At 42.5% G+C, this 22,468-nt stretch carries 24 protein-coding genes, 1 tRNA gene and 1 pseudogene; 16 read left to right on the top strand and 10 right to left on the bottom strand.

Features of this window, described 5'->3' with window-relative positions; all coding sequences use genetic code 11:
- Window positions 1-212, top strand: a 212-nt coding sequence (locus BW716_RS37875; protein WP_220388861.1) for a hypothetical protein, incomplete at its 5' end; no start/stop codon positions are given.
- A gap of 103 nt (window positions 213-315) precedes the next feature.
- Here BW716_RS37875 and BW716_RS39225 read toward each other — a convergent pair.
- The 3 genes from BW716_RS39225 to BW716_RS29430 all read right to left on the bottom strand — a co-directional run bounded on the left by BW716_RS39225 (window position 316) and on the right by BW716_RS29430 (window position 3,453).
- Window positions 316-516 carry an NAD-dependent epimerase/dehydratase family protein gene (locus tag BW716_RS39225; protein ID WP_143709106.1) on the bottom strand — a complete coding sequence of 67 codons (201 nt, stop codon included), beginning with the start codon at window positions 514-516 and terminating at the stop codon, window positions 316-318.
- Between the two features lie 12 nt (window positions 517-528).
- Window positions 529-2,919, bottom strand: a complete 2,391-nt coding sequence (locus tag BW716_RS29435; protein ID WP_179091326.1) for an outer membrane beta-barrel family protein — start codon at window positions 2,917-2,919, stop codon at window positions 529-531.
- Between the two features lie 213 nt (window positions 2,920-3,132).
- Entirely contained in the window at window positions 3,133-3,453 is a 321-nt protein-coding gene (locus BW716_RS29430) for a DUF6249 domain-containing protein (protein ID WP_083729648.1), read from the bottom strand.
- 223 nt (window positions 3,454-3,676) lie between these two features.
- Here BW716_RS29430 and BW716_RS29425 point away from each other — a divergent pair, with 223 nt between their 5' ends.
- The gene (locus tag BW716_RS29425) at window positions 3,677-4,228 is read left to right on the top strand and encodes an RNA polymerase sigma factor (protein WP_083729647.1); all 552 of its coding nucleotides are present in this window, start codon (window positions 3,677-3,679) and stop codon (window positions 4,226-4,228) included.
- A gap of 10 nt (window positions 4,229-4,238) precedes the next feature.
- On the top strand, window positions 4,239-4,727 hold the full coding sequence (locus BW716_RS29420; protein WP_083729646.1) for a hypothetical protein: 489 nt from the start codon (window positions 4,239-4,241) through the stop codon (window positions 4,725-4,727).
- Between the two features lie 170 nt (window positions 4,728-4,897).
- Here the strand turns inward: BW716_RS29420 and BW716_RS29415 are convergent.
- A tRNA-Cys gene (locus BW716_RS29415) sits at window positions 4,898-4,968 on the bottom strand.
- 90 nt (window positions 4,969-5,058) lie between these two features.
- Here BW716_RS29415 and BW716_RS29410 point away from each other — a divergent pair.
- Window positions 5,059-5,940, top strand: coding sequence for a nucleoside phosphorylase (locus BW716_RS29410; protein ID WP_083729645.1), 882 nt, complete (start codon window positions 5,059-5,061; stop codon window positions 5,938-5,940).
- Window positions 5,941-6,099: 159 nt separating this feature from the next.
- Here the strand turns inward: BW716_RS29410 and BW716_RS29405 are convergent, their stop codons facing one another.
- The 3 genes from BW716_RS29405 to BW716_RS29395 form a co-directional block, all read right to left on the bottom strand.
- A complete protein-coding gene (locus BW716_RS29405; protein WP_083729644.1) occupies window positions 6,100-6,744 on the bottom strand; it encodes a 4'-phosphopantetheinyl transferase superfamily protein in 645 nt (214 codons plus the stop codon).
- Window positions 6,738-6,917 carry a hypothetical protein gene (locus BW716_RS29400; protein WP_143709105.1) on the bottom strand — a complete coding sequence of 60 codons (180 nt, stop codon included), beginning with the start codon at window positions 6,915-6,917 and terminating at the stop codon, window positions 6,738-6,740. The genes BW716_RS29405 and BW716_RS29400 overlap by 7 nt, the downstream gene beginning before the upstream one ends.
- 179 nt (window positions 6,918-7,096) lie before the next feature.
- The gene (locus tag BW716_RS29395; RefSeq protein ID WP_083729642.1) at window positions 7,097-9,484 is read right to left on the bottom strand and encodes an ABC transporter permease; all 2,388 of its coding nucleotides are present in this window, start codon (window positions 9,482-9,484) and stop codon (window positions 7,097-7,099) included.
- A gap of 234 nt (window positions 9,485-9,718) precedes the next feature.
- On the opposite strand from BW716_RS29395, the gene BW716_RS29390 reads away from it, so the two are divergent.
- The 3 genes and pseudogenes from BW716_RS29390 to BW716_RS38775 all read left to right on the top strand — a co-directional run.
- Window positions 9,719-11,167 (top strand): hypothetical protein, encoded by a 1,449-nt coding sequence (locus BW716_RS29390; RefSeq protein ID WP_083729641.1) that lies wholly within the window; start codon window positions 9,719-9,721, stop codon window positions 11,165-11,167.
- Window positions 11,168-11,407: 240 nt separating this feature from the next.
- Window positions 11,408-12,160: a hypothetical protein gene (locus BW716_RS29385; protein WP_083729640.1), complete on the top strand. Its 753-nt coding sequence runs from the start codon at window positions 11,408-11,410 to the stop codon at window positions 12,158-12,160.
- A gap of 32 nt (window positions 12,161-12,192) precedes the next feature.
- Window positions 12,193-12,623, top strand: a pseudogene (locus tag BW716_RS38775) (sigma 54-interacting transcriptional regulator); the annotation flags it as partial.
- A gap of 1 nt (window position 12,624) precedes the next feature.
- Here the strand turns inward: BW716_RS38775 and BW716_RS36440 are convergent.
- Window positions 12,625-12,897, bottom strand: coding sequence for an NAD(P)/FAD-dependent oxidoreductase (locus BW716_RS36440; protein ID WP_255373913.1), 273 nt, complete (start codon window positions 12,895-12,897; stop codon window positions 12,625-12,627).
- Window positions 12,898-13,030: 133 nt separating this feature from the next.
- Between BW716_RS36440 and BW716_RS29370 the strand changes: the two genes are divergently transcribed.
- Together BW716_RS29370 and BW716_RS29365 are read left to right on the top strand one after the other, a co-directional pair.
- On the top strand, window positions 13,031-13,480 hold the full coding sequence (locus BW716_RS29370) for a cupin domain-containing protein (RefSeq protein ID WP_083729638.1): 450 nt from the start codon (window positions 13,031-13,033) through the stop codon (window positions 13,478-13,480).
- A gap of 135 nt (window positions 13,481-13,615) precedes the next feature.
- On the top strand, window positions 13,616-15,913 hold the full coding sequence (locus BW716_RS29365; RefSeq protein ID WP_083729637.1) for an outer membrane beta-barrel family protein: 2,298 nt from the start codon (window positions 13,616-13,618) through the stop codon (window positions 15,911-15,913).
- 132 nt (window positions 15,914-16,045) lie between these two features.
- On the opposite strand, the gene BW716_RS37135 is transcribed toward BW716_RS29365, so the two are convergent.
- Entirely contained in the window at window positions 16,046-16,222 is a 177-nt protein-coding gene (locus BW716_RS37135; protein ID WP_179091325.1) for a hypothetical protein, read from the bottom strand.
- Window positions 16,223-16,402: 180 nt separating this feature from the next.
- On the opposite strand from BW716_RS37135, the gene BW716_RS29360 reads away from it, so the two are divergent.
- From BW716_RS29360 to BW716_RS29330, 7 genes are all read left to right on the top strand, one after another.
- A complete protein-coding gene (locus BW716_RS29360; protein ID WP_083729636.1) occupies window positions 16,403-17,077 on the top strand; it encodes a porin family protein in 675 nt (224 codons plus the stop codon).
- Between the two features lie 146 nt (window positions 17,078-17,223).
- A complete protein-coding gene (locus BW716_RS29355; RefSeq protein ID WP_083729635.1) occupies window positions 17,224-17,634 on the top strand; it encodes an ester cyclase in 411 nt (136 codons plus the stop codon).
- Between the two features lie 164 nt (window positions 17,635-17,798).
- Complete coding sequence (locus tag BW716_RS29350; protein WP_235643973.1) at window positions 17,799-18,653, top strand: AraC family transcriptional regulator; 855 nt, start codon at window positions 17,799-17,801, stop codon at window positions 18,651-18,653.
- Between the two features lie 256 nt (window positions 18,654-18,909).
- A complete protein-coding gene (locus BW716_RS29345) occupies window positions 18,910-19,353 on the top strand; it encodes a thioredoxin family protein (RefSeq protein WP_083729634.1) in 444 nt (147 codons plus the stop codon).
- Window positions 19,337-20,293, top strand: coding sequence for an FAD:protein FMN transferase (locus BW716_RS29340; protein WP_083729633.1), 957 nt, complete (start codon window positions 19,337-19,339; stop codon window positions 20,291-20,293). The genes BW716_RS29345 and BW716_RS29340 overlap by 17 nt, the downstream gene beginning before the upstream one ends.
- A complete protein-coding gene (locus BW716_RS29335) occupies window positions 20,290-20,514 on the top strand; it encodes a DUF4266 domain-containing protein (RefSeq protein WP_083729632.1) in 225 nt (74 codons plus the stop codon). Before BW716_RS29340 ends, BW716_RS29335 begins: the two co-directional genes overlap by 4 nt.
- 9 nt (window positions 20,515-20,523) lie before the next feature.
- A complete protein-coding gene (locus tag BW716_RS29330; RefSeq protein WP_083729631.1) occupies window positions 20,524-21,717 on the top strand; it encodes a DUF3570 domain-containing protein in 1,194 nt (397 codons plus the stop codon).
- Window positions 21,718-21,883: 166 nt separating this feature from the next.
- Here BW716_RS29330 and BW716_RS29325 read toward each other — a convergent pair whose 3' ends face one another.
- Window positions 21,884-22,441 (bottom strand): hypothetical protein, encoded by a 558-nt coding sequence (locus BW716_RS29325; RefSeq protein ID WP_083729651.1) that lies wholly within the window; start codon window positions 22,439-22,441, stop codon window positions 21,884-21,886.
- Window positions 22,442-22,468: the final 27 nt, after the last annotated feature.

Below are 22,468 nucleotides of genomic sequence, written 5' to 3'. Positions count from 1 at the left end.
TCATTCGCTTTAAAATCATCAGAACCACTTTTACTAAATCTATCCTGGCCTTAAAGCCTCTTTTGCCTTTGCTTAAATGTGGTAAAATCCAATCTCGTACCTTATCTTCGTCTATGAGTCCCAGAATTATTCGTTTTTATTTGCCAAAACAAAAATCCTTAATTCCTGGGACTTCCTTTTTATCCTTCAAAAAGTGTAAACAACTTCTATAACTAATCTGGTTAAATCAGACAACTTTCTGTTTAACGTATGGAAATCTAATATTCAGCAGGAAGTTTATTGGAGATTCTATTGTACATTCTATTTCAACCTTACCTATATTACTAATAACCGTTTTATCCAAGAGGTACTCACCTGGATAAAACGGAACTTAACACTTATATACTCCTCTACTATCAAATCACCGCTACCACTTAGGTCATCAATACAGATAACTACATTATCGGGATCTTTTAATAGCAACTTAATTAAATGCTTACCTACAAAGCCGTATCGCCCGGTTACCAGAATTTTCATCAGTCATATATTTTACATCCCCTTACCATTTGACAGGTCGTTGTTTCGAATGGTCGTTTTACTCTTTTTAATATTACCCGTCATCTTACCAAAATTGTAATTTACGGTCAACATTACAAGCCGGTAATAAACCCTGTTGTTGGATGTCTGATAAAAATTAGTGCCGGTAGTATATGTACGGCTGTGTCTATATTTATTAAATGGATTATTGATGCCAGCATCAATAGTTAGCTTACCATGCAATAAATCCTTGCTCAATCCAAATGAGGTAGCCAGCAATCCATTTGATGTACCCTGGAATCCTGTAGGATTTTTACTGAGCAGATTCCCATCAGCCCTTGCACGCCATCTATGCTTGAAACTATAAGACAGCGTAAGGTTAACTGCATAAGTTAGCAGTTCATTCTTTATGATAGTACCATTCTCCAGCCCATCAATCCAAAAATAAATAACATCCCCATTTACACTCGTACTAAAATGCCCGGTAACATTGTAAGCCGCATATACAAATGCACTCAACCCTTTTATATTACCGGTATTTGCAAAAGTACTGGTGGTAATATTTGTCAATGAATCGTAGGTAGTGATTGGGAGATCAACTTTCCGCAGCCAGGTGTAATCTGCCCCGCCTGTAAAGTTAATCTTCCCGGGGATGTTGTAACCCACAGACACGGAATTGACTATAACTGGTTTTAACCCGGGATTGCCGGTGAAAACAAAACCAGGGTCCTGACGATCCACAAATGGATTTAGTCGGTTCATACCCGGACGTTTCATTCGCTGGGTAAAGCCCACATTCAGACTATGGTTATTTTTAAATCCTTTATTAATACTTACATTCGGAAAGAAGCTGACATAATCCTGCTTTACCTTTTTTGTACCCCCAAGGAAATTCGCATCTATGTTCGTTTTCTCCACTCTAAATCCTCCCTGGAAGTTCCAGCTCTTCACATTATAAATGTAAGAATTGTAAGCTGCGAGTACCGTCTGATTGTAGTTGAACAGGTCTGACAGATCTGCCTGCAACTCAAATCCCTTGCTGGATTCATCATACGCATAGTATTTATATTCGCTTTTGTTATCCCTGAAGATCCCTTTCACACCCGCTTCTATTGTTAGGTTGTTCTTTGGATATACATAATCGACCTGTGCTGTATGCTCCCTTGTTTGCTGATCATTATTCTGCATATAATCGGCCATATTGAAGTTAAGCGTGTCACTTATATCTCCGCTATTTTCCGGATAACCGCTGGCGCTACTGTACTTGTAAGAAAAGGTCAACCTGCTGCCTTCGTTTTTTCTACCACTGATCTGATAGTCAATACCAGCGTCCATCCCATTACTGGAATTATTTACAGAATTGGCCAGGTTATATTCCTGTGAAGGAGCACCTCCAGTCGTTTGTCTTGATTCAAAATACTTATTATTCTCCTGGTGATTACCATTGATATTAAATTTACCAGTCACCAGTTTCACACTATCAATTTCGCAGCTCAAGTCAACTCCTACGTAACCAGTCCGGCCATTCCCCTTTTCTTTGCTGCTTTGTGTCAGAATCGTAGGCGTTTCTACCAGTGTGGTCCTCTCTGTTACATTATCTGTTATAGGGTTATTAAAAAAGTTGCCACCCATAAAAGTTGAAAAGCCAAATTTATCCTTCTTCAGGGTAAACGATCCTCCAGCACCAGGCCCTCCTACAGGTCCTTTATCTGAAATACTGATAGTTCCCTTGTATTCATCTTTCACTTTAGGTATAGTGACAATATTAATTATACCACCGGCACCTTCCGCATCAAAACGTGCCGGAGGGATTGTATATACATCGATACGTGCAATGGAGGAAGCAGGCATCGTCTTCAATATATTCTTCAGATCATGCTCAAACATACCTGAAGACTTTCCATTGATCAATACCTTGAAATCAGAATTACCTTTCAACGTGATATTTTCATTCGCATCCAGCGAGAGATAAGGGATCTTCCTTACCATCATTAGCACGTTGCTGGATTTACTGTCAGGATCCGCCTGCATATCGTAGGAGATCATGCCCGATTTTTGTTTCACAATCGGCTTGTCTGCTACGATACCCACTTCTTTCAACTGCACATGCTGCGGTTCCAAATAAACAGTATCCATCACTACCTCTGCTACACTGCTATCTTTAAACTGGAAGTCAACAGACTTCGCCTGGTAGTTCATGGCAGAGAATGTAACCGCATAATTACCTGTTCTATTTATACCCTTAATCAGGAATTTTCCATCAGGCCCAGATACACCTACTTTTACCACTGTGCCATCTGCCTGCTTTACTCTTACAGCAACAAATGCAGCACCGGCGTGATTATTTGCATCCACGACTATTCCCTTTACACCACCCTGCCCTGGCGTATTCTGCGCAAGCATTGTTGTACATGGTAGTAATAAAAAAATTAATAAAACAATCTGATTAACTAATTTTTGTTTCATATGGGCAAAAAATAAGGGTCTGGGGCAGGCAATGACCCGCATAACTGTTTTTTAAAAAAACAGGTCTACAATAAAATGATTATGGACAGGCTAAAAACCTGGAAAGAGTCGGGGTTTTCGCAAAAAGGTTGAATGTGAAAAATATTAAGATTACTTCCTTGTTCTGGTAAGTAGATGGTAAATCACTAAACTGATCCCACTAAATAAAAATATCATTGAAATATAACTGGTGTTTCTCTCCACACCATTCATCTTTAAAATTCCACCGGCCACTGTACCTATTGCTATCCCAATTGACATCATGCCGTATTTCAGGGGTTGTTCCTCCTTTTGAAAAGATTTAGGATCTACTCCCCTTTCCAACATAGTAATACGTTCCCGGTGGCGGGAAACAAGGTATATGTAAGCTATTCCGAATATTGCGGCAAAGGCTGCTATAGAAACGAGGCAATCTCTTGTAATTTCGTCCATCTTTTACTAGTTTTACTTCGCAAGTAAGAGTCGATTCAGTGAACATGGGTTACAAGATTTAAAGGTTTTTTAAAAAATTCTTCATCTCACCAACCATACAACCATCACAATCAATTGATATTCTATTATTTACACCAAAAATAAACTTGAAAAATATTTTAAGGACAATTTTTGTAACCACTGATGGGAAACTACTCTCTTATAAGAAAACCGCTATATCTGCATGACTCATATAGAAGAGCAGGAATATATCCGGAGAATACAAGATGGCGATTCTAAGGCATATGCTTTTCTCGTAGATAAGTACAAAAATATGGCTTATACCATTTCTCTAAAAATGATCCAGGATCCTGCCGAGGCAGAAGATGCCGCCCAGGAAAGCTTCATAAAAGCTTATGAAGCCATCAGATCGTTCAAGGGAGGTGCCAAATTCTCCACCTGGCTTTATACAATTGTATATAGAACCTGTTTAGCCCACATCAAACAAAGAAAAACAATACCGGTTAGCAAACAGCCTCCTGATGAATATTACAACCGATTTGACGATCAGCCGCATAAACTGGAAAAAATGCAACAGGAGGAAAAATCAAAATACATTAACAGGGCAATTAATGAACTTCCAGCCAATGAAGCTATACTGATCACACTCTATTATATGAACGAAAACTCCATCAAAGAGATTAACGAAATTACCGGGCAGTCAACAGCCAATATCAAAGTACAGTTATTCCGTGCCAGGAAAAAACTAGAACAAAAATTATCCGGTTTAATTTAATCTACGCTTTATGAACAAAGAAGAACAGTTAAAACGACTCATACAATCCATCGGGCCTGATCAACCAGGTTCTGATTTTACAATAAAGGTAACGAAGGGTATTCAGGAGCTGGCCGCAGATACGGATCCTCTCCTCCACCTGCTTCATAACCTTCCAACGGAGAAAGTTACCCTGCGTTTTACAGAAAAAACAATGGATAATCTTCTTCAAAAGAAAATACAACCCATTATCAGCAAAAAAATCTGGTGGGCCATCGCCGCATGCCTCACTGGTGTAATCTTTTTCGCTATCATTCATGATAGAACCAATCACTACTCTCTTAAAAAAACCAGCCACATCAGCGAAACTTATGTCACTTTGTTCAATAACATACAAAGTGGATACTTTATTCTTTTACCCATACTTTTCGCCATCTTTATGTTCCTGGTCATCGACTTCCTGATAGGCCGTTCCAGGAACAGATTATTTCACCCCAGCCACCGACAAGCTGGCGGATGATGAATGTGCAGGATAGAATGCTGCTGGCATAAACCTGTCTGTCAGGTGCTTATATAATGAATTAGCAATCAGAGTAGGAGTCATTCAGGTGATTGTCCAGGGGATGCATATACTGCTGAAATCATAAATACAAATAAAAAAGGATCGCAATAGTGCGATCCTTTAACCAGAGGTATCGAGCGGATTCGAACCGCTGTAGGAGCTTTTGCAGAGCTCAGCCTAGCCGCTCGGCCACGATACCTTTTTTTTGTGCCCATCGAATATTGGGATTGCAAAAGTAGTAAATTCCTGATATTTGCCAAATATTTTTCAAACTTAATATATTTTTTTCATGGAAAATAATAGAATTGCCGAATCAGAACTGATCCTCAATAGCCGTGGAGCCGTGTATCATCTTGATGTGAGACCAGAGGAATTAGCCGATACCATCATCACCGTCGGCGACCCGGACAGGGTTGAAGTAGTAAGCAAACACTTTGACAAAATAGAGGTGAGCCGTCAGCACCGGGAGTTTGTTACCCATACCGGTTACATCGGTAAAAAAAGAATTTCTGTGGTATCTACAGGTATCGGTACCGATAATATCGATATCGTACTGAACGAACTGGATGCCCTCGTAAATATAGATTTTGCCTCCAGAACGGTAAAAAGTGAGCTGACCGCCCTGAAAGTGATCCGGTTGGGTACCTCCGGATCCCTGCAGGCAAGTGTGCCCGTGGATAGCTTTGTGGTATCTTCTCATGGGCTGGGTTTGGATAACCTCCTGCCCTGGTACCTGTTTGAGAATACTGACGCAGAAAAGGGCCTTTTAGCCGCTTTTGGCAAACAAGTGGCCATACTGCCCGGAAGCGCCAATCCAACGCTTTTTAGCGCTTCTGAGGCCCTTGCATCTCAATTTAAAGATGGGTACCATGCCGGGATCACTATTACCTGCCCGGGATTTTATGCGCCACAGGGTCGTGCATTAAGAGGTAAACTCTCCCATCCTGACCTGCTGGACCAGCTGACAGCCTTTAAAGAAGGAGAATATTTCATTTCTAACTTCGAAATGGAAACATCCGGCATCTATGGAATGGGTAGAATCTTAGGACATGATTGCCTGTCTATCAGTGCAATCGTGGCAAACAGAGTGAAGAAGGAGTTTTCTAAAGATGGCGGTGCTGCTGTGGAAACGTTGATCCAAAAATCTTTGGGTATCATCGAAAAGTTATAAAAGAACCGTACCCAGGGCCAAACAATCCCTGGGTACAATTCAAACCCTAAGTACAATTCATATCATCACTCCAACTTCATAAATTTTGCATTTATGTAGTTAACTACGCAGATTTGTACATGTGTACCTGGCTCCTTTAGAGCAAATGAATATGCTCATTTATAATTGAGCCAAATTAATTTTTTCTATATAAATTTCCTGTTGCCTGATATCTCTGCCTGAAGCGATGCAACATTGATATTCGTCATGTATGGTAATTTTTTTCAGATAGAATTTCTCCTTCTCAACAATGGTTTGATCCTGCAACACTTCAAAGGATGGTAATGGAATGAACAATCCCTTTCCATGCGCTTTGATCACCGCTTCTTTTTCTACCCAATATGTAAAAAAACTACTGATCTTATCTTCCGAATGATGTATTCTGTCAAATTCACCTTGCGTCATCTGTGACCTGAAGTCCATGTAATTTGTGGCAGGATCTGAATATTCTACATCAATACCCATAGGAAATTTATCAATACAACAAATTACCAGGTTACCAGCATGAGATATATTAAAACAGGTATCCTCATTTACCAAAAACGGCTTATGATCCGAAGTACGACCAATTTCAAATTCATGCAGATCGAAATAATGTTTCAATCCGTAAGTCAAAAGTACCCGTCCCAGCAAAGAAAGCTGGGCATCCTGCCATCTCCTGTATTTCTGTATCCTTGTATTCAACTCTTCATTGAACCTTCCGGCATACTTATTTAATAAATAGGAGTGCCTTTCCTCTTCTATGAAAGCATATAAAACTACCATAAGAAATCGAAATCAATATCTACAATTTTTTTTACCTGCAACCCAAAAGCTGTCGATACATCAGCTTCTTTAATTGCTTCTCCTGGTTGCTTATACACCCAGTCAATCAACAATGAAACCTTTTCCCAAATTACTGCCAACACTTCATGAGCAATGTGCTCACTATATTCCACTTCGCACTTCAACCTTTTGATTCAAAGAAATTGTATACTTTCAGAAATCCCGACTGCCTGGTATAATACCTTAACTAAACGCTCAATCGTTTGATGCTGAATTTACAATGGTTTTATGGGCTTTCTTCTATAAATATATTTATTTATTTGCAAAATCAGATCCTTCTGCTATTCAGCCATCACTCCATCTTCAAACTCCGCACCGGATCCATCAATGCCGCTTTCATCGCCTGCCCTCCCACCGTCACCATCGCCACCACCATCGCCAATATCCCTGACAACACAAACACCCATACATCAATTTCTACCCTATAAGCAAACCCATTCAGCCACCTGTTCATCGTCCACCATGCCAACGGCAACGAAAGCAATGTCGCAATCAGCACCAACCTCATAAAGTTGCCAGATAGCAGCATGGTCACATTATAAACAGACGCACCCAACACCTTTCGTACTCCTACTTCTTTAATCCGCAATTGTGACGCATAAGCAGATACACCAAACAATCCCAAACAGGATACAAAGATCGCAAAGAAAGAAAATACCTTGAATAACTGCATCATCCGCTCCTCCGAAAAATACAACTGATTCAGCTTATCATCTACAAATGTATAAGTAAATACCGCCGCAGGCGACAACGTCCTTATTCTCGACTCCAAAAAACGTAACGTCTGCGCTGTTTGCCCAGGCCTTGTCTTTACGATCAGATAATTATTAATGAAAGGCTTATACGCTATCACCAACGGTTCTATTGCTGCATGTAGCGAAGCAAAGTTGAAATCTTTTATAATCCCCACTACATTACCAGTATCTCCATCCAGCACATAAGCTTTGCCTATAGGATCTTTAAATCCCAGGTTCTTCACAGCAGCTTCATTAAGAATAAACTCATGGTTTTTACTATCTGAAAAATCCCTGCCGGCTAATAATGGTATATTCAGTGTCGCCAGCAAAGTTTCATTTGCCCACATCACACGGATTGAAGGTTGCTCTGCCTCCTTAGGCGCACTTAAAGGATAAAAAGTCTGTATCGAAAACCGCTCTCCCGGCAGCGTAGAAACCATTGCATAATTGGCGATACCGGAGTAATGCTGTACATCCTGCACCAATGCCCCTGCCTGTTCCCACATATTACCATACATAGTCATGGCTATTTGCTGTTCCTTATCAAAACCCAGTTGTTTATTGTGAAAAAGCTGCATCTGTCTGTACATCACCACTGCACTAAAAATCATGAACACAGAAATCGCAAATTGAAAAATGATCAACCCCTTCCTCACTGAATACACAGGCGAGGCGACATCACGTTTTCCCTTCAGGGCCGGCACTGGTTTAAAACCCGTTACAAACCACGCAGGATATGCACTGGCCAATAAACCTATCACCACTACCAACAGCAATATAATCCCCATATTAAAGAGCGTAAATAGCTGCTCAATACGCAGTTGCTTTCCACTTAAGTTGTTATAGAAAGGCAGGACAATAGCAAATAATAACACCGCCAATAAAGCAGCTGCCAGCGTCACAATAAATGATTCGCCAATAAACTGCCGCAGCAACTGTGCCCGTGAAGCCCCAATCACCTTCCGCAACCCAATTTCCTTCATCCGGTGAAATGCCTGCGCCGTGGAGATATTTATAAAGTTCACCGCCGCTATCAACAATATAAACAACGCAGCTATAGAAAAAATATAAACATAGGTAATACTGCCGTTAGGACTAAGCTCTTTCTCCATATTAGAGTACAGATGTATATCGGTAATAGGGAAGAGATGGAGCTTTCGGCCGGCCCGCACCTCCTGTTCCGTTTCGCCACCACCTATATAATACTGCACCATAAAATGGGGTAGTTTTGCATTTACACTACTTAGCGATTTACGATCGTTCAGCAATACATAGGTATAAAAAGCATTCCAGGTACGTCTTTCCAGCGAATGCTGGTCTATGTAATGGTGAATGGTGTTCATTGACAACAAATAGTCAAACCTTAAATGGGTAGGAAAAGCAGGTTTGCTTACCACCCCCGTTACCTTTAGCGGCAATTGCCCCACCTCATCCATGATCACTTTGCCTAGTGGATCTTCCTGACCAAAATACCTGTGCGCCATTTCTTCGGTGATCACGATAGCATCTGTTGCTGTAAGCGCAGTAGCTGCATCCCCTTCCACGAAGTGAAGGTCAAAAGTACTTGTAACACTGGCGTCTGCAAAGAAACCGCCTTTTTCCTCAAACCGCTTATTGTTTGCATAACTGAGGATCTGGGTGGGGTAAGGACGGTAAAAACGGGTAACCGTTTCTATCTCCGGAATATCCTCCGCCATCTGCAAACCGATGGTAGGCGCAGTAGCCGCCCACTGCCGGGTATCTTCTCCCAATCCCTCCATCGTTAACCTGAAAAGCCGGTCTGCTTTAGAATATCCTTTATCATAACGCAGCTCCTCCTTTACATGGAAAATGATCAACAAGGCACATAGTAAGCCCACTGCCAATCCTACGATGTTGATAACAGCGAAAAGCGTATTTTTCCGAAGATTGCGCCAGGCAATCCTGAGATAACTTGTAAGCATACCTGTTTTTTAATTTCGCCAATTACTGGTTTACACCCCTATTAACTAAATAAGATGCCATTCTGTATCTAATCTGAAGGTCAGTTTATTAAAAGTAAGATATAATATAATGTGTCCGGTTTCGGTTAACTGAAATGTTCGGATTTGGACATTAATTTTAAAATTTAACCCTCTCAAATAAGAATAAAGTTGCTTATTTGTAAAGCGGTAATGGTTTTTAACTAAATTACTGATATGATCATCATGCGCAAACACCACTTTTTACTCTCCTGCATCCTTGCTATCACGGCCTTCACGGATGGCTCACAACAACACCGGAACACCGAAGATGTCAATGACTATTTTGAGCAGATCCGTCATGATCCATCCTCACTGGCTGCATTTCTAACAGGCATGCCCAAAGGAGCAGATCTGCACCATCATTTCTCCGGGGCCATATTCGGGGAAACTTACTGGAACGTATTAACGGAAAGTAACGGCTGGATGCAACCCTATACCATAGAAGTAGACACCGCAGGCGCCCTGCACAAAGCCCCCTGGATACACTTTGCCACCCTAAGTACTGAATCCCGGTTTGACTCCCTCAAACAGGCATTTCTGCGCAAAGCATCCATCAAAGACTATGATGCCGCTGCCGGTCCCAGTGATCAGCACTTCTTCTCTACTTTTTCCAGATTTGGTGCAGTGGCAAGATATGATATGAAAACAGGCATGCAGGAGTTTAAACAACGCGCCCTCGCCGAAAATGTAACCTATATCGAAACTATGCTGGGTGCCCCGGACACCGCTATCCGCCTACCCGCAGGACAGGCATGGGAAAAGTCATTGACCGGCGCCTCATTATCAGATAGTACCAACGTATTTAATATACTCAATCAGGTATATGCCGCACTGCTAAAAGCAGGTATCACCAATACTGCCAAAAAATTCTGTTACCACCAGGACCTGCTCCACCAGCAGGCCGCCATTGACGATAGCGTATTTATGCTACGTTATCAACTACATGGCAACCGGAACGAACAACCATTAACCGTATACCGAAAACTGCTGATCGCCTTTCAGGCCGCCAGCATGGACTCTCTGATTGTAGGCGTGAACCTGGTTTCTCCGGAGGATGGTGTGATATCCATGCGGGATTATAGTCTGCATATGCTCATGTTTGCTCACCTGCACCGACACTTTCCTCACATCAGGTATTCATTGCATGCCGGTGAACTCGCTGCGGGAATGGTGCGTCCGGAACTACTCCGTTATCACATCTCCCAGGCTGTGCTAATAGCAGGTGCGCAACGCATTGGACATGGTGTAGACATCGCTCATGAAGCTGCGTCTATTCCACTGCTGGACGTAATGCGTGAGCGGAAAGTAGCGGTAGAAATCAACCTGAGCAGCAATGAATTTATCCTGCATGTAAAAAATGACCAACATCCTATACTGTTTTATCATTCACACAAAGTACCCATCGTCATCAGCACGGACGATGCAGGTGTACTACGTACTGACTTAACGGAGCAATATATTTTGCTGGCCAGCAGGTACCCTTCGCTACATTATAATGATATCAAAGCAATAGTAAGAAACAGCATTGTTTACAGCTTCTTACAACCGGATATAAAGGAGCGGAAACTCGGACAACTGGACAGCGCATTCATCCAATTTGAAAATAAGGTAATGCTTCATTAAGCATTACCTGACTCCTACAATAAAAATTCTGCCATCAAGGCTCCCCCCGGGTCAATCAACACACCATCCTTTTACAATTCCATCGTATTTCGTTCATTCAAATAAGATACCAGCCGGGAAATTCTCATATAAAAACTGTGAAAAGTATTCACCCATGAGGATCAGGAAAACGGCAACCTCTTCAGGAACCTGTTTATGTCACGCACCTTTTGTTTATATTCGTCCTAAGAATCAATATATATGAAACTAATGACCTTGTTGCTGGCAATGACCTTTGCCATTACAGCCCGTTCTCAAACCACCATCAATAATTACAAATACGTATTGGTGCCTGAGCGCTTTGATATCTTTAAAACGGAAAATCAGTATGGAATAAACATACTTACCAAATCATTGCTGGAAGGCATAGGATTCGAGACTTACATGGCCGATGATGCATTGCCTGCAGATATTGCCAACAATAAATGTAATGCACTGAAAGCAGACCTTATAGAAAAGAAGAAATTCTTAGCCACCGGCATCACCCTGATATTAAAAGATTGTCAGGGCAATATTGTTTATAAAAGTGAAGAAGGCAAAAGTAGGGAGAAAGAATGGCTGGCCGCCTATATGGAAGCAGTAAGAAATGCCTTTGTATCGCTGAATAATGCAAAATATAAATATGATAGCACCGCAGCACCAATAGCGGCCAGTACAGTACCTGCACCAACAGCTACTACTGCTACCACTGCTCCCGTGCTCACTGCCGCCACACCTGCTACCCTCGCTGAAAATAAAGACGTATTATACGCGCAGGCTAACGCCAACGGTTACCAATTAATCGATACCTCTCCTAAAAAAATTATGACCTTACTCAAAACCTCACAACCGGATAATTTTATTGCCGATGATGGTGTAGCAAAAGGAATTGTATTTAGAAAAAACGGGGAATGGTTTTTCGAATATTATAAAGATGACAAGCTCGTTTCACAGAAACTGAATATTAAATTCTAATGGAGAGGCCGTATCAAAATAAGATACGGCCTTCCGTATTAATATTAGGCGAAACCGGCACTGGCAAAGAAAAGATTGCCAGTAGCATCCATAACCTATCTCTCCGGAAAGGAAAGCCATTTATAAAACTCAACTGCGCTGCATTACCGGCATCCCTGATCGAATCAGAATTATTCGGTCACGAAAAAGGTGCATTTACCGGCGCCCATGAAAAGAGAACCGGCATTTTTGAAAGAGCTGACACCGGTACCCTCTTCCTTGAACAACAGAAAAAAAAACACACGGAAGAATCAGTGATAAAAACCATCGCCGAAAATGAAAGGGATTATATCATCACCATATTAAAAAATGCAATGGCAGAATATGGGGCCCGGGTGCTGCTGCCGAAATACTCAATCTGCCACCATCTACATTAAAATCAAAAATGAAAAAACTGGGCATAAAAAAAGAATACATGCAATAAGCTACCCTCTCCTTGCCCAAAATGTACGATCACGCCAACGGCCTTCCATCGCATAGTGGGCAGCATGCATGTCCATATACACTGAAAAAGCCTGACTGATCACATAATCGTACGCATTCAATGCATCAGGATTAACATTCAAATGATCTGCAATTGCATGTCCGGCATAATATCCGCTTTCCATCGCTGAAATAATGCCATGCGAAGAAACCGGGTCATACGCAAACGCGGCATCACCCACCGCCAGCCAGTTATCACCATGACGTTGTCGCAGATAACCATCGCTACGGATGCGATTGCATGTAGTGTGGACATGTTTTGGTTATTATATTGTGTAATGAATCCTGAGGAAACTCGGATAAAATAACATAGCTTACATAAAATTGTTCATACCTTCTTTATATAATATGGAACCTACACTCATCTCCCCCCAATCCGGCAAAACGCTCTCCATCATGGGCGGTAGCTACCGTATCGTTATCTCCAGCAAGGATACCAACCATGAATATGCAGTCATAGAAATGGTCGTTCCTCCCGGTGGAGGCCCTAACCCACATGCGCATAAAGACTTCCATGAATCATTCCATGTACTGGAAGGAGAAGTCGAATTTACCACTGCAAATGGCACTGTGACCGCTGCTACAGGAACCACAATCGTCATTCCCAAAGGCGGAGCAGTACATAACTTTAAAAACAAATCGGATAAATTAGCCCGCCTCTGGTGCACAGTCGTTCCCGGCGGATTGGATGAGTTTTTTGAAGAAGCGGAGGCCACCCACGGAGATATCAGCAAACTGGAAGCCATTTCGAATAAATATGGGCAAGTGCTGCTGCCGCCGGATTATTGGGAAAAATAGGTCGCCATCCTTACTATAGTAACACCTTTGGGACTGAAACCAAAATAAAACCTGTCAATTTAACAATTTTCAAACAATACAGTATCTCTACAGAATACCCCTCTAAGTTTGCCCCAGCAAATTCAAAATGTGCATATGAAGTTATCGCTGGTCTTAGCAATCTTACTATTAGAATGGACTTATTCATCAGGACAAAATAAAATAAAAGGCCTTGTCCAGAACAAAGACAATCACCAACCAGTAGCCTACGCTACCATTATTATAAATGACCCAACCACTGGTAAAACCATCAATGGCACCGTCGCCAACGACCAGGGAGCCTTTGAAGTCAACAACCTGAAAAAAGGGAAATATAACCTGACCATTGATTTCATCGGCTATACCCGTCAGGAACTAAAAGGCATCAATGCTCCCCTGGATCTGGGCACTATATACATGGTCGCTGGCGGCAAATCCCTCAATGAGGTAGTGGTCACTTCCCGCGCCCCTACTATCGAAAACAAAACCGACCGCATCGTTTACAACGTAGCTACAGACATCACCTCACAGGGCGGCGTGGCCACCGATGTACTCAAAAAGGTACCACAGGTCACTGTCGATATCGATGGCAATGTAGAACTACAGGGTAATTCAAACATCCGTTTCCTCATCAATGGGAAACCCTCTTCCATGTTTGGCAACAGTCTGGCCGACGCTCTGGCCGCCATTCCCGCCAGTCAGATCAAAAGCATTGAAGCCATCACCAGCCCCGGTGCAAAGTACGATGCACAGGGCACAGGCGGCATCATCAACATCATCCTGAAAGACAACCCTATGCAGGGTATGAATGGCAACGTCTCCCTCAGCGCAGGCACCCGGCTGGAAAACGGCGCTGTAAACCTGAACTTCAGGAAGAATAAATTCGGGATGAATGTATTCTTCAGCGGCAACGAACAACTCACGTCCCACACCCCTTCTACCCGCACCCGCTACACCTTCGATACTAAAACGAAGATGACGCAGGAAACAAATACCGACTTTAGCAGAAAAGCCTACCAGACAGGCTTTGGCTTTGACCATGGCAACCTGACCGGTGGTCTTTCCTATAGTTACTTCGGTAACCGCTCCATTGCCAGCACTTACCAGCAACCCGGTGATATCTACTTCACCTCCGATACCCGTAACCACACCGGCTCTCTGGACTGGAACCTCGGCTATCGCAAACAATTTAAAAAAGAAGGCAGAGAACTCTACTTCCTCTACAGTGGCAGTAGCGGTAGTCCATATACCAGTTTTGTACAGGGTGAAACACATAGCTGGACCCCCGGTCTTGACTTACAACATAACTTCTCCGTAGATTATTCGCACCAGGTTAATCAGCACTTATCCTTCGAAAGTGGCGCCAAAGTGATCCTCCATCATTTCAACAACACAGCCACTTCTATCCCGGATACAACGCAGTCATATGTATTCGACTACAAAATGAACATCTACGCCGCATATATTTCTGCTAAGTTCTCTCTCTTCCATAACTATGATGTGGTAGCCGGTGGCCGGTATGAATACACCACTATCGTCATGGGCAATATCCCTTCTTATGGTGAATTCCTGCCTGCTGTAAATATCTCACGTAAAATAGGCGAAGATCAAAGCATCAAACTGGCCTTCACCCGCCGTATAGAACGCCCTGACAAGGAACTAAACCCCTTTGTCAATTTGAGCGATCCTTACAATATTACCATGGGGAATCCTTACCTGAAACCAGAAATAGGCAATAATACAGAACTGGGTTATAGCCGCAATTTCAAATCAGGGGGCAACATTTATGTAGGAATTATGGAAAGGATCAATACCAATGACCTCAAGACCTATACCGCCTACTATGCTACCTACGCGATTGGTGATTCAATTTATAAAGATGTTACCGTCACCACCCGCCAAAACATAGGTGAAGAATACAATACAGGCCTGATCCTCACCAGCTCTCTGCCCCTTACAAAGCACCTGAATATCCGGGAGAACCTGATGGTGATCAACAAGCACGTGGTGAATCACCTGGATAATGGCAATAAAACCGATGGCCTCAGCTGGCGCCTGAATGTAAACGCGGCCTATTCCTTCCCAAAAGACCTCGTAGCCGAAGCCTTTGGCGAATATCGTTCTGCCTGGAACAGCATTCAGGGACGTGTACCGCAGGTAATCAATTATACAGTGGCTTTCAGAAAGCTTTTCTGGCACAAGAACGCCAGCATTGGTCTGACAGCCACAAATCCTTTTAATCAGTACATCCGTCAGCTCACAACGCTCAGTACATCGAACTACACTGGTACTTACCTGCGTATGGTGCCTTATCGTTCATTCGGGATCAGTATGACCTACAAGTTTGGAAAGCTGCAATTCAAGAAAGAGAAGGAGCACGGGGAGGATTATTTAAATAACCCTCCTACCATGTAAGGATAATTTTCTTTATAGCAAAGGATAGCTGCCATAATACCTTTAATTATCCTTTGCCAACACATAACACTTACCGAAAGGACGCTCAAAGCTCTTAATTTTTGCAAGTTGATAAATTTTAACATTTCTATATCAATTTCCTAAAATGTACTGTCCGGCAGATCTTTCGGCAAAACCATCATCATGTATGCCATGTCCTGCAAGCCATGCGCCGGTTTTTGCAGAAATGCGGATGGCCTTACCCAATTGGGGCTTACTGGACCCATCCATACTACAAATCCTGAAAATCCATTCTGTCGGACCACGCATTTTATCTGCAAAATTGGGGGTTACCCCGACCAATACACTGGTGCAGCATGAACATTTGTCGCCGCTAACCAGAGATTTCTTCCCGGGTTGAGGGCACCTATTGGTTAACTCTTCAATAAATTCTATCTTCGGCGTCTCAAACACCTGCTTGAGGCAAATACAATCGACTAATACTTAAACATGAAGAAAATCATCTTAGCATTTGGGTTACTCAGTATTTCATACACAACCTTCGCCCAAAGCTCACTGAAGAGTGCTGTTGCGAAATCAGCAGATTACCTGGTTATCCAGGCTGGTTATGTGAATATGAACGGTACCGGTGCCTCTTCCCTTCATATGGGCTTTAACAGAACCCTCAATGTCGCGCTCATGTATGATATTCCTTTGAGCGAAAGTAAATTCAGTCTCGGTGCCGGTTTGGGAATAGGTTCTGATCATTATTACTTTAGTAAAGAAAAGATCGATATCACCAATACGACATCACCATCCAGAACGGCATCAGATAATTACAAGCATTCCAAGATGGCGACTACTTACCTTGAAATTCCGTTGGAACTGCGTTTTCATCAACGCCAGGACAATCTCAACAAAGGTTTCAAAGTGGCTGTAGGTGTAAAAACCGGTTATCTGCTGAATGCACATACACGTTTAGTCAATAACCAGACAGGCCACAACGTTACAGAAGTGGAAAGCAGCAAGTACTGGTTTAATACCATCCGGTTTGCAGGTACAGCGAGGATTGGTTGGGGCAACTATGCCTTGTTTGGCACTTATGCACTGAACAATATATTCAAATCCAATAATACTTATGCTGTAAAGGCATATACAGTGGGAATTAGCTTCGGCGGTTTCTGATAAATAGCTATTGTAAACAAAGGCGGTCTCAGGTGAGACCGCCTTTGTTGTTTTTATTACATTCATACATCCGGTTACAAACTCCTTACATCCGGTTATGTCCCTCTACTGGCTGAACCGGACCTTTGTAATCAAATATCACAATCATGAATGTAGAAAAAAACAAGGCACTCATCTCCCATTTTGACACTGTTTGTATTGAGCAAAATAACACTGTTGCGATGGATGAACTCGTATCTGACCAGGTGATTAACCATGCAGCTCAATCGGGTATGCCAAATGGAAAAGATAGTTTTCATCACTTTTTGAATGCACTGCATGCGGGGTTATCAAATATAAAAGTGACTAAATTAAGGCAGATTGCAGAGAATGATCTGGTGGTTACCCATAAGCTGATTAGCGGTACCCATAGCGGGGATTTATTCGGGATCGCAGCAACAGGTGAGCCGATTAGCTTTGAAGCAATTGAAATTATCAGGATAGAAGATGGAAAGTATGCAGAGCATTGGGTACAGAGTAATATGGGGATGGCGTTAGGGAAGTTGAAAGGCCATTGATAGGGATGGGCATCCTCTGGGTATACAGAAAGGACATGAACCTTCCTGCCTGTAACAAATTTAAAAGCCGTTAAACTACGTAGCTTTAAATGATGAAAAACACATCACCTGTTCGCATCCATTCCATCAGCGAACTGCATCGACTCAGAAAATTTCCGCCGCCCATGCACCCATCGATCAGTGTGCTGGCATTGACAGCTGTCAATGCAGAGTTTCTGGAAGTCTCCAAATCCATGGTATTTGACTTTTATGTGATCGCGCTCAAACGGAATTTCAATCTGAATCTGAAATACGGACAACACCGCTATGATTTTGACGAAGGCGTTCTCTATTTCATGGCTCCCGGACAGGTATTTGGCATGGGGCAGGATGCGGCAGGTGACAGCAATGAAGTAAAGGGATGGATGCTCCTGATCCATCCTGACTTTCTCTGGCATACCTCACTGGCAAAAGGTATCAAAAGATATGATTACTTTGACTATTCAGTAAACGAAGCATTGTTCTTATCTGACAAGGAAGAAGCGACCATCGTAAGCATTCTTCAAAATATCCGGCAGGAATATCAGGCGAATATGGATCAGTTTAGTCAGCATATTATTATCAACCATGTAGAGGCTTTACTCAACTACGCCGACCGCTTTTATCACAGACAGTTCCTGACACGTAAGATAGCGAATCACCAGGTGCTTGAACGATTAGACGATCTGCTGAAAGAAGCGTTTTCCAGTACAAAACTTCTCAGTTCCGGTGTGCCAACGGTACAGCAGATCGCCGACCAATTGCATCTTTCCCGTAATTATCTCAGTACATTGTTGACAATAGCAACAGGGCGGAATACCCAGCAGCATATTCAGGATAAATTGATTGCAGTGGCAAGAGAACGGATATCAACAACAACATTGTCAGTTAGTGAGATTGCTTATGAACTGGGGTTTGAGCACCCGCAGTCTTTCAGTAGAATTTTCAAAGTAAAAACGGGGATGTCACCGCTGGCATTTCGGGAGTCGTTCAGGCAGTAATGATTATAATATCATCCCAACCGGGTTCCTATTTTCCTATATATAAAAGAATTTCCAGAATCTCTACAGAATTCCCCCTCACCTTTGCAAAATCCCCCCTGATTGTCAGCTATTCACAGCTTACAAAACAATCCCTCATATTCTAAAAATAAATTTCTTAAAATTACCTTAAAATCAAGACTTTAACAACCTTTTCACACCATATCTGTTTACTTCGTATTGCCATCAGATAAGGAAGCAAAATGGCACTAATAATATGAAAGTACTGCTAATTGCATTGTCATGCCTATGGACATTTACCACCCCCGTGTGGGAAACAGATTTTGAAAAGGCCAGACAGACAGCCGTGAACAATCACCACCTGATTCTATTAAACTTTTCGGGATCTGACTGGTGTGGTCCATGTATCCGCCTTAAAAATGAATTTTTTAATAATACTGCCTTTCTAACCTTTGCCGATCAGCAATTAGTATTACTTAATGCAGATTTCCCCCGTTCAAAAAAGAATCAGTTAAGTAAGGAACAACAAAAGCGAAATGATAGCCTGGCGGACAAATATAATCCAGAAGGCCATTTTCCTTACACACTGTTACTCGATGAAAATGGCAAGGTATTAAAGACCTGGGAAGGGATTCCCAATACTACACCAGAAGGTTTTGTCGATCAGCTTAAAAACACCTTCCATGCTACAGGAAAATGATGTTGTATGCCTGACAGAAAAGGTATACAGAAAGGTACTGAAACTCATGGGCAATCGTTTCGAGCTGACGGTTGTATGCGAAAATGAGCAAAAAGCCTCGGCACACATCCATGCTGCCATTGAAGAAATACGTCGTATTGAACGCCTGCTCACCACCTTTAATGAAGAAAGTCAGACATCCATGATCAACCGGTATGCCGGTATCCAGCCTGTAACAGTAGATAGGGAAGTCTGCGAATTAATTTTGCGGGCAGCAAAAATCTCCCGTATTACACAAGGTGCCTTTGACCTGAGTTACGGATCTGTAGATAAAAGTCTGTGGAATTTCGATCAGCAAATGACTACATTACCCGATCCGGATACTGCCCGGGAAATGGTTAAGCTGATCGATTACCGGAATATATGGGTCAACCCTGAAACAAATGAAGTCATGCTACTAAAGAAGGGCATGCGTATTGGTTTTGGGGGTATAGGAAAAGGGTATGCCGCAGAATGCGCGAAGCAATTGTTGCGCCAGAGAGGTGTATACAGCGGTATCGTCAATGCAGCAGGGGATCTGACTGCCTGGGGCACACAACCGGATGGTACCCCCTGGACCGTAGGTATTGCAGATCCCGATAGCACACTCCATCCCTTCTCTTATCTCAACATCTCTGATCAGGCAATTGCTACCTCCGGCAATTATGAAAAATATGTAATCATAAAAGGGAAAAAGTATTCACATACCATTGATCCGAAAACAGGACTACCTGTCACAGGCATCAAAAGTGTATCCATTATCAGCACCAATGCTGAAATAGCCGATGCCATGGCCACACCCGTAATGATCATGGGCATCAGGGCCGGTCTGAATATGATTAACCAGATTAAACAGATTGCCTGTATCATTATCGACAACCAGAATAAAATATTTACTTCAGATAATATCCAACTGCAATGATCAAAACAACCTGTACGCTAATAGTACTGGGTAGCATCACCGCTACCCTACTGGCTTCTTGTACAACCGTCAAAGAATACCAGAAGAATCGCCTGAATGATGGTGAGATGACGCTGGGTAACCGCAAAGTGGAAAAAACAGAATTGAGTTTCGAATCTTACCGGGAAGGTGCCTCCGGGGCTAATGGAGCTAAAAGCGGCGGTGGATGTGGTTGTAACTAAACAAGCTATATGAAAAAACTGAACCTCGCTATACTGGCAATGTTCGCAGGTATATTGTATGCGCATGCACAAACGCCTGCCGATTCCGGCACCTACAAAAACCGGACATTACAACTGGAAGAAGTAAATATCATATCCAGCTACTATCATCAGGATGGTGATCATGCAGCGGTGACAGGTGGTATTGGCACTCAAAACCTAACAGATCTGTCCAATTCCATACAGGTCACACTTTCAAAATATGACAAACGTGATCGTAAGCATACCTGGAATGTAGAACTGGGAATTGATCACTACACCTCTGCTTCGTCTGACAAAATAGATCCTAAAACGATTTCTTCTGCCTCATCTGCTGATACGCGGTTTTACCCATCTGTATCCTGGGAAATGGAGAATAAAAATGGGACGACCTTAGGTGCAGGAGTATCTTTCTCTCATGAATTTGACTATCAGTCTATCGGTGCAAACCTGTTGTTCGCACAGAAGACACATAATAAAATGGGAGAATTCTCGCTTAAACTGCAAACCTACCAGGACAACCTGAAACTGATATATCCTATTGAATTGAGAACAGATGGCAGTTATGGAGAACATGATGACTACGCTACGGCAGGGAGGAAAACCTATAGTGGCAGCGTGTCATGGTCACAGATTGTTAACTCCCGGTTCCAGCTGATGTTTTTGATGGATGTAATTTATCAATCCGGTTATCTTGGCTTACCTTTTCATAGGGTGTATTTCAATGATAATAGTGTGCATGTGGAGAAATTACCAGATAGCAGGCTGAAAATACCTTTAGGGATACGGGCAAACTATTTCCTGGGGGATAAAGTAGTGCTGCGGGGGTATTATCGGTATTACCATGATAACTGGAACATCACCGCGCATACTGCGAGTCTTGAGACTTCTGTGAAGTTGTCGCCATTTTATTCGCTTACGCCTTTTTACAGGTATAATCATCAGGTGGGTACGAAATACTTTGCAGCCTATCAGGCGCATACCAGTGCGGATGAGTATTATACCAGCAATTATGATTTGTCTGGTTTTGACAGTCATTTCTTTGGTGCAGGAATACGTATGATACCACCACATGGAGTGTTTGGCTGGCAGCATTTTAATATGCTGGAATTGAGGTATGGGCATTATACGCAAACTAATGGGTTGCAGGCGAATATTGTTTCGTTGAATCTGAAGTTTAAATAATGTTTGCGGGTGGAGTTGTTCACCCGCAAACATTTATTGTTAGATATTTCCTGCAAAGTAATTACCTCTTATAACGAGGCCGGTTTTCCATCGCAAACCTTCTCAGTTACGGCGTGCCAAAGGCACAACAGATAGCCGGCCATTAGTTGCTCACTCAATAACCAGATTAGAAAGGCAAATTATACTGTCCATACAATGCTTTATTCTCAATACTCTTTGCAAAATTGGGTGTTTCTTCCCTATTATGTGCATCAGATGCCTCCTGCCTTGCCTGTGCCGCTGCGGCAAGACTAATTCCATGTTCCTTTATAAAAGTCATAAATTCAGGCGTAGCCGTAGCATGAATTGTATTTGTATATCGACAGGTAAGGTCGTCAATGCGTTCTGCTCTAAGCTCCCACAATACCTGCACCTTAGATCTTCCACTGGCAGTGATCGTATCAGAAACAGACAACATACGGCAGTAATCCGGTTGGGCTACTGTAGCCACATAATGCTGTACCACAAGCGCATTCCCAATAGTTTCCACATTAATAGACATCGGAGTTCCGTCAAAAGTAGCGGAAACGCCTTCTGCGATGTGATTGATTGAACAACGTTGATATTCCGCATCAGGTAAATTTAATAACCAGTCAGCAATATTGACTTTCTCAATGGGGGCATTGATAATGGCGCTTACTACAGAGGCAGACAATGCATTTTCGGGTGTTTGTGTGATTTCCATGATCATTCGTTTTTGTTGATACAAAGC

The sequence above is a fragment of the [Flexibacter] sp. ATCC 35208 genome (assembly GCF_001975825.1).
In the GTDB taxonomy this organism is placed as follows: domain Bacteria; phylum Bacteroidota; class Bacteroidia; order Chitinophagales; family Chitinophagaceae; genus Chitinophaga.
The sequence above is the reverse complement of the archived record's forward strand: the minus strand, read 5'-3'. Positions and strand labels throughout refer to the sequence as shown.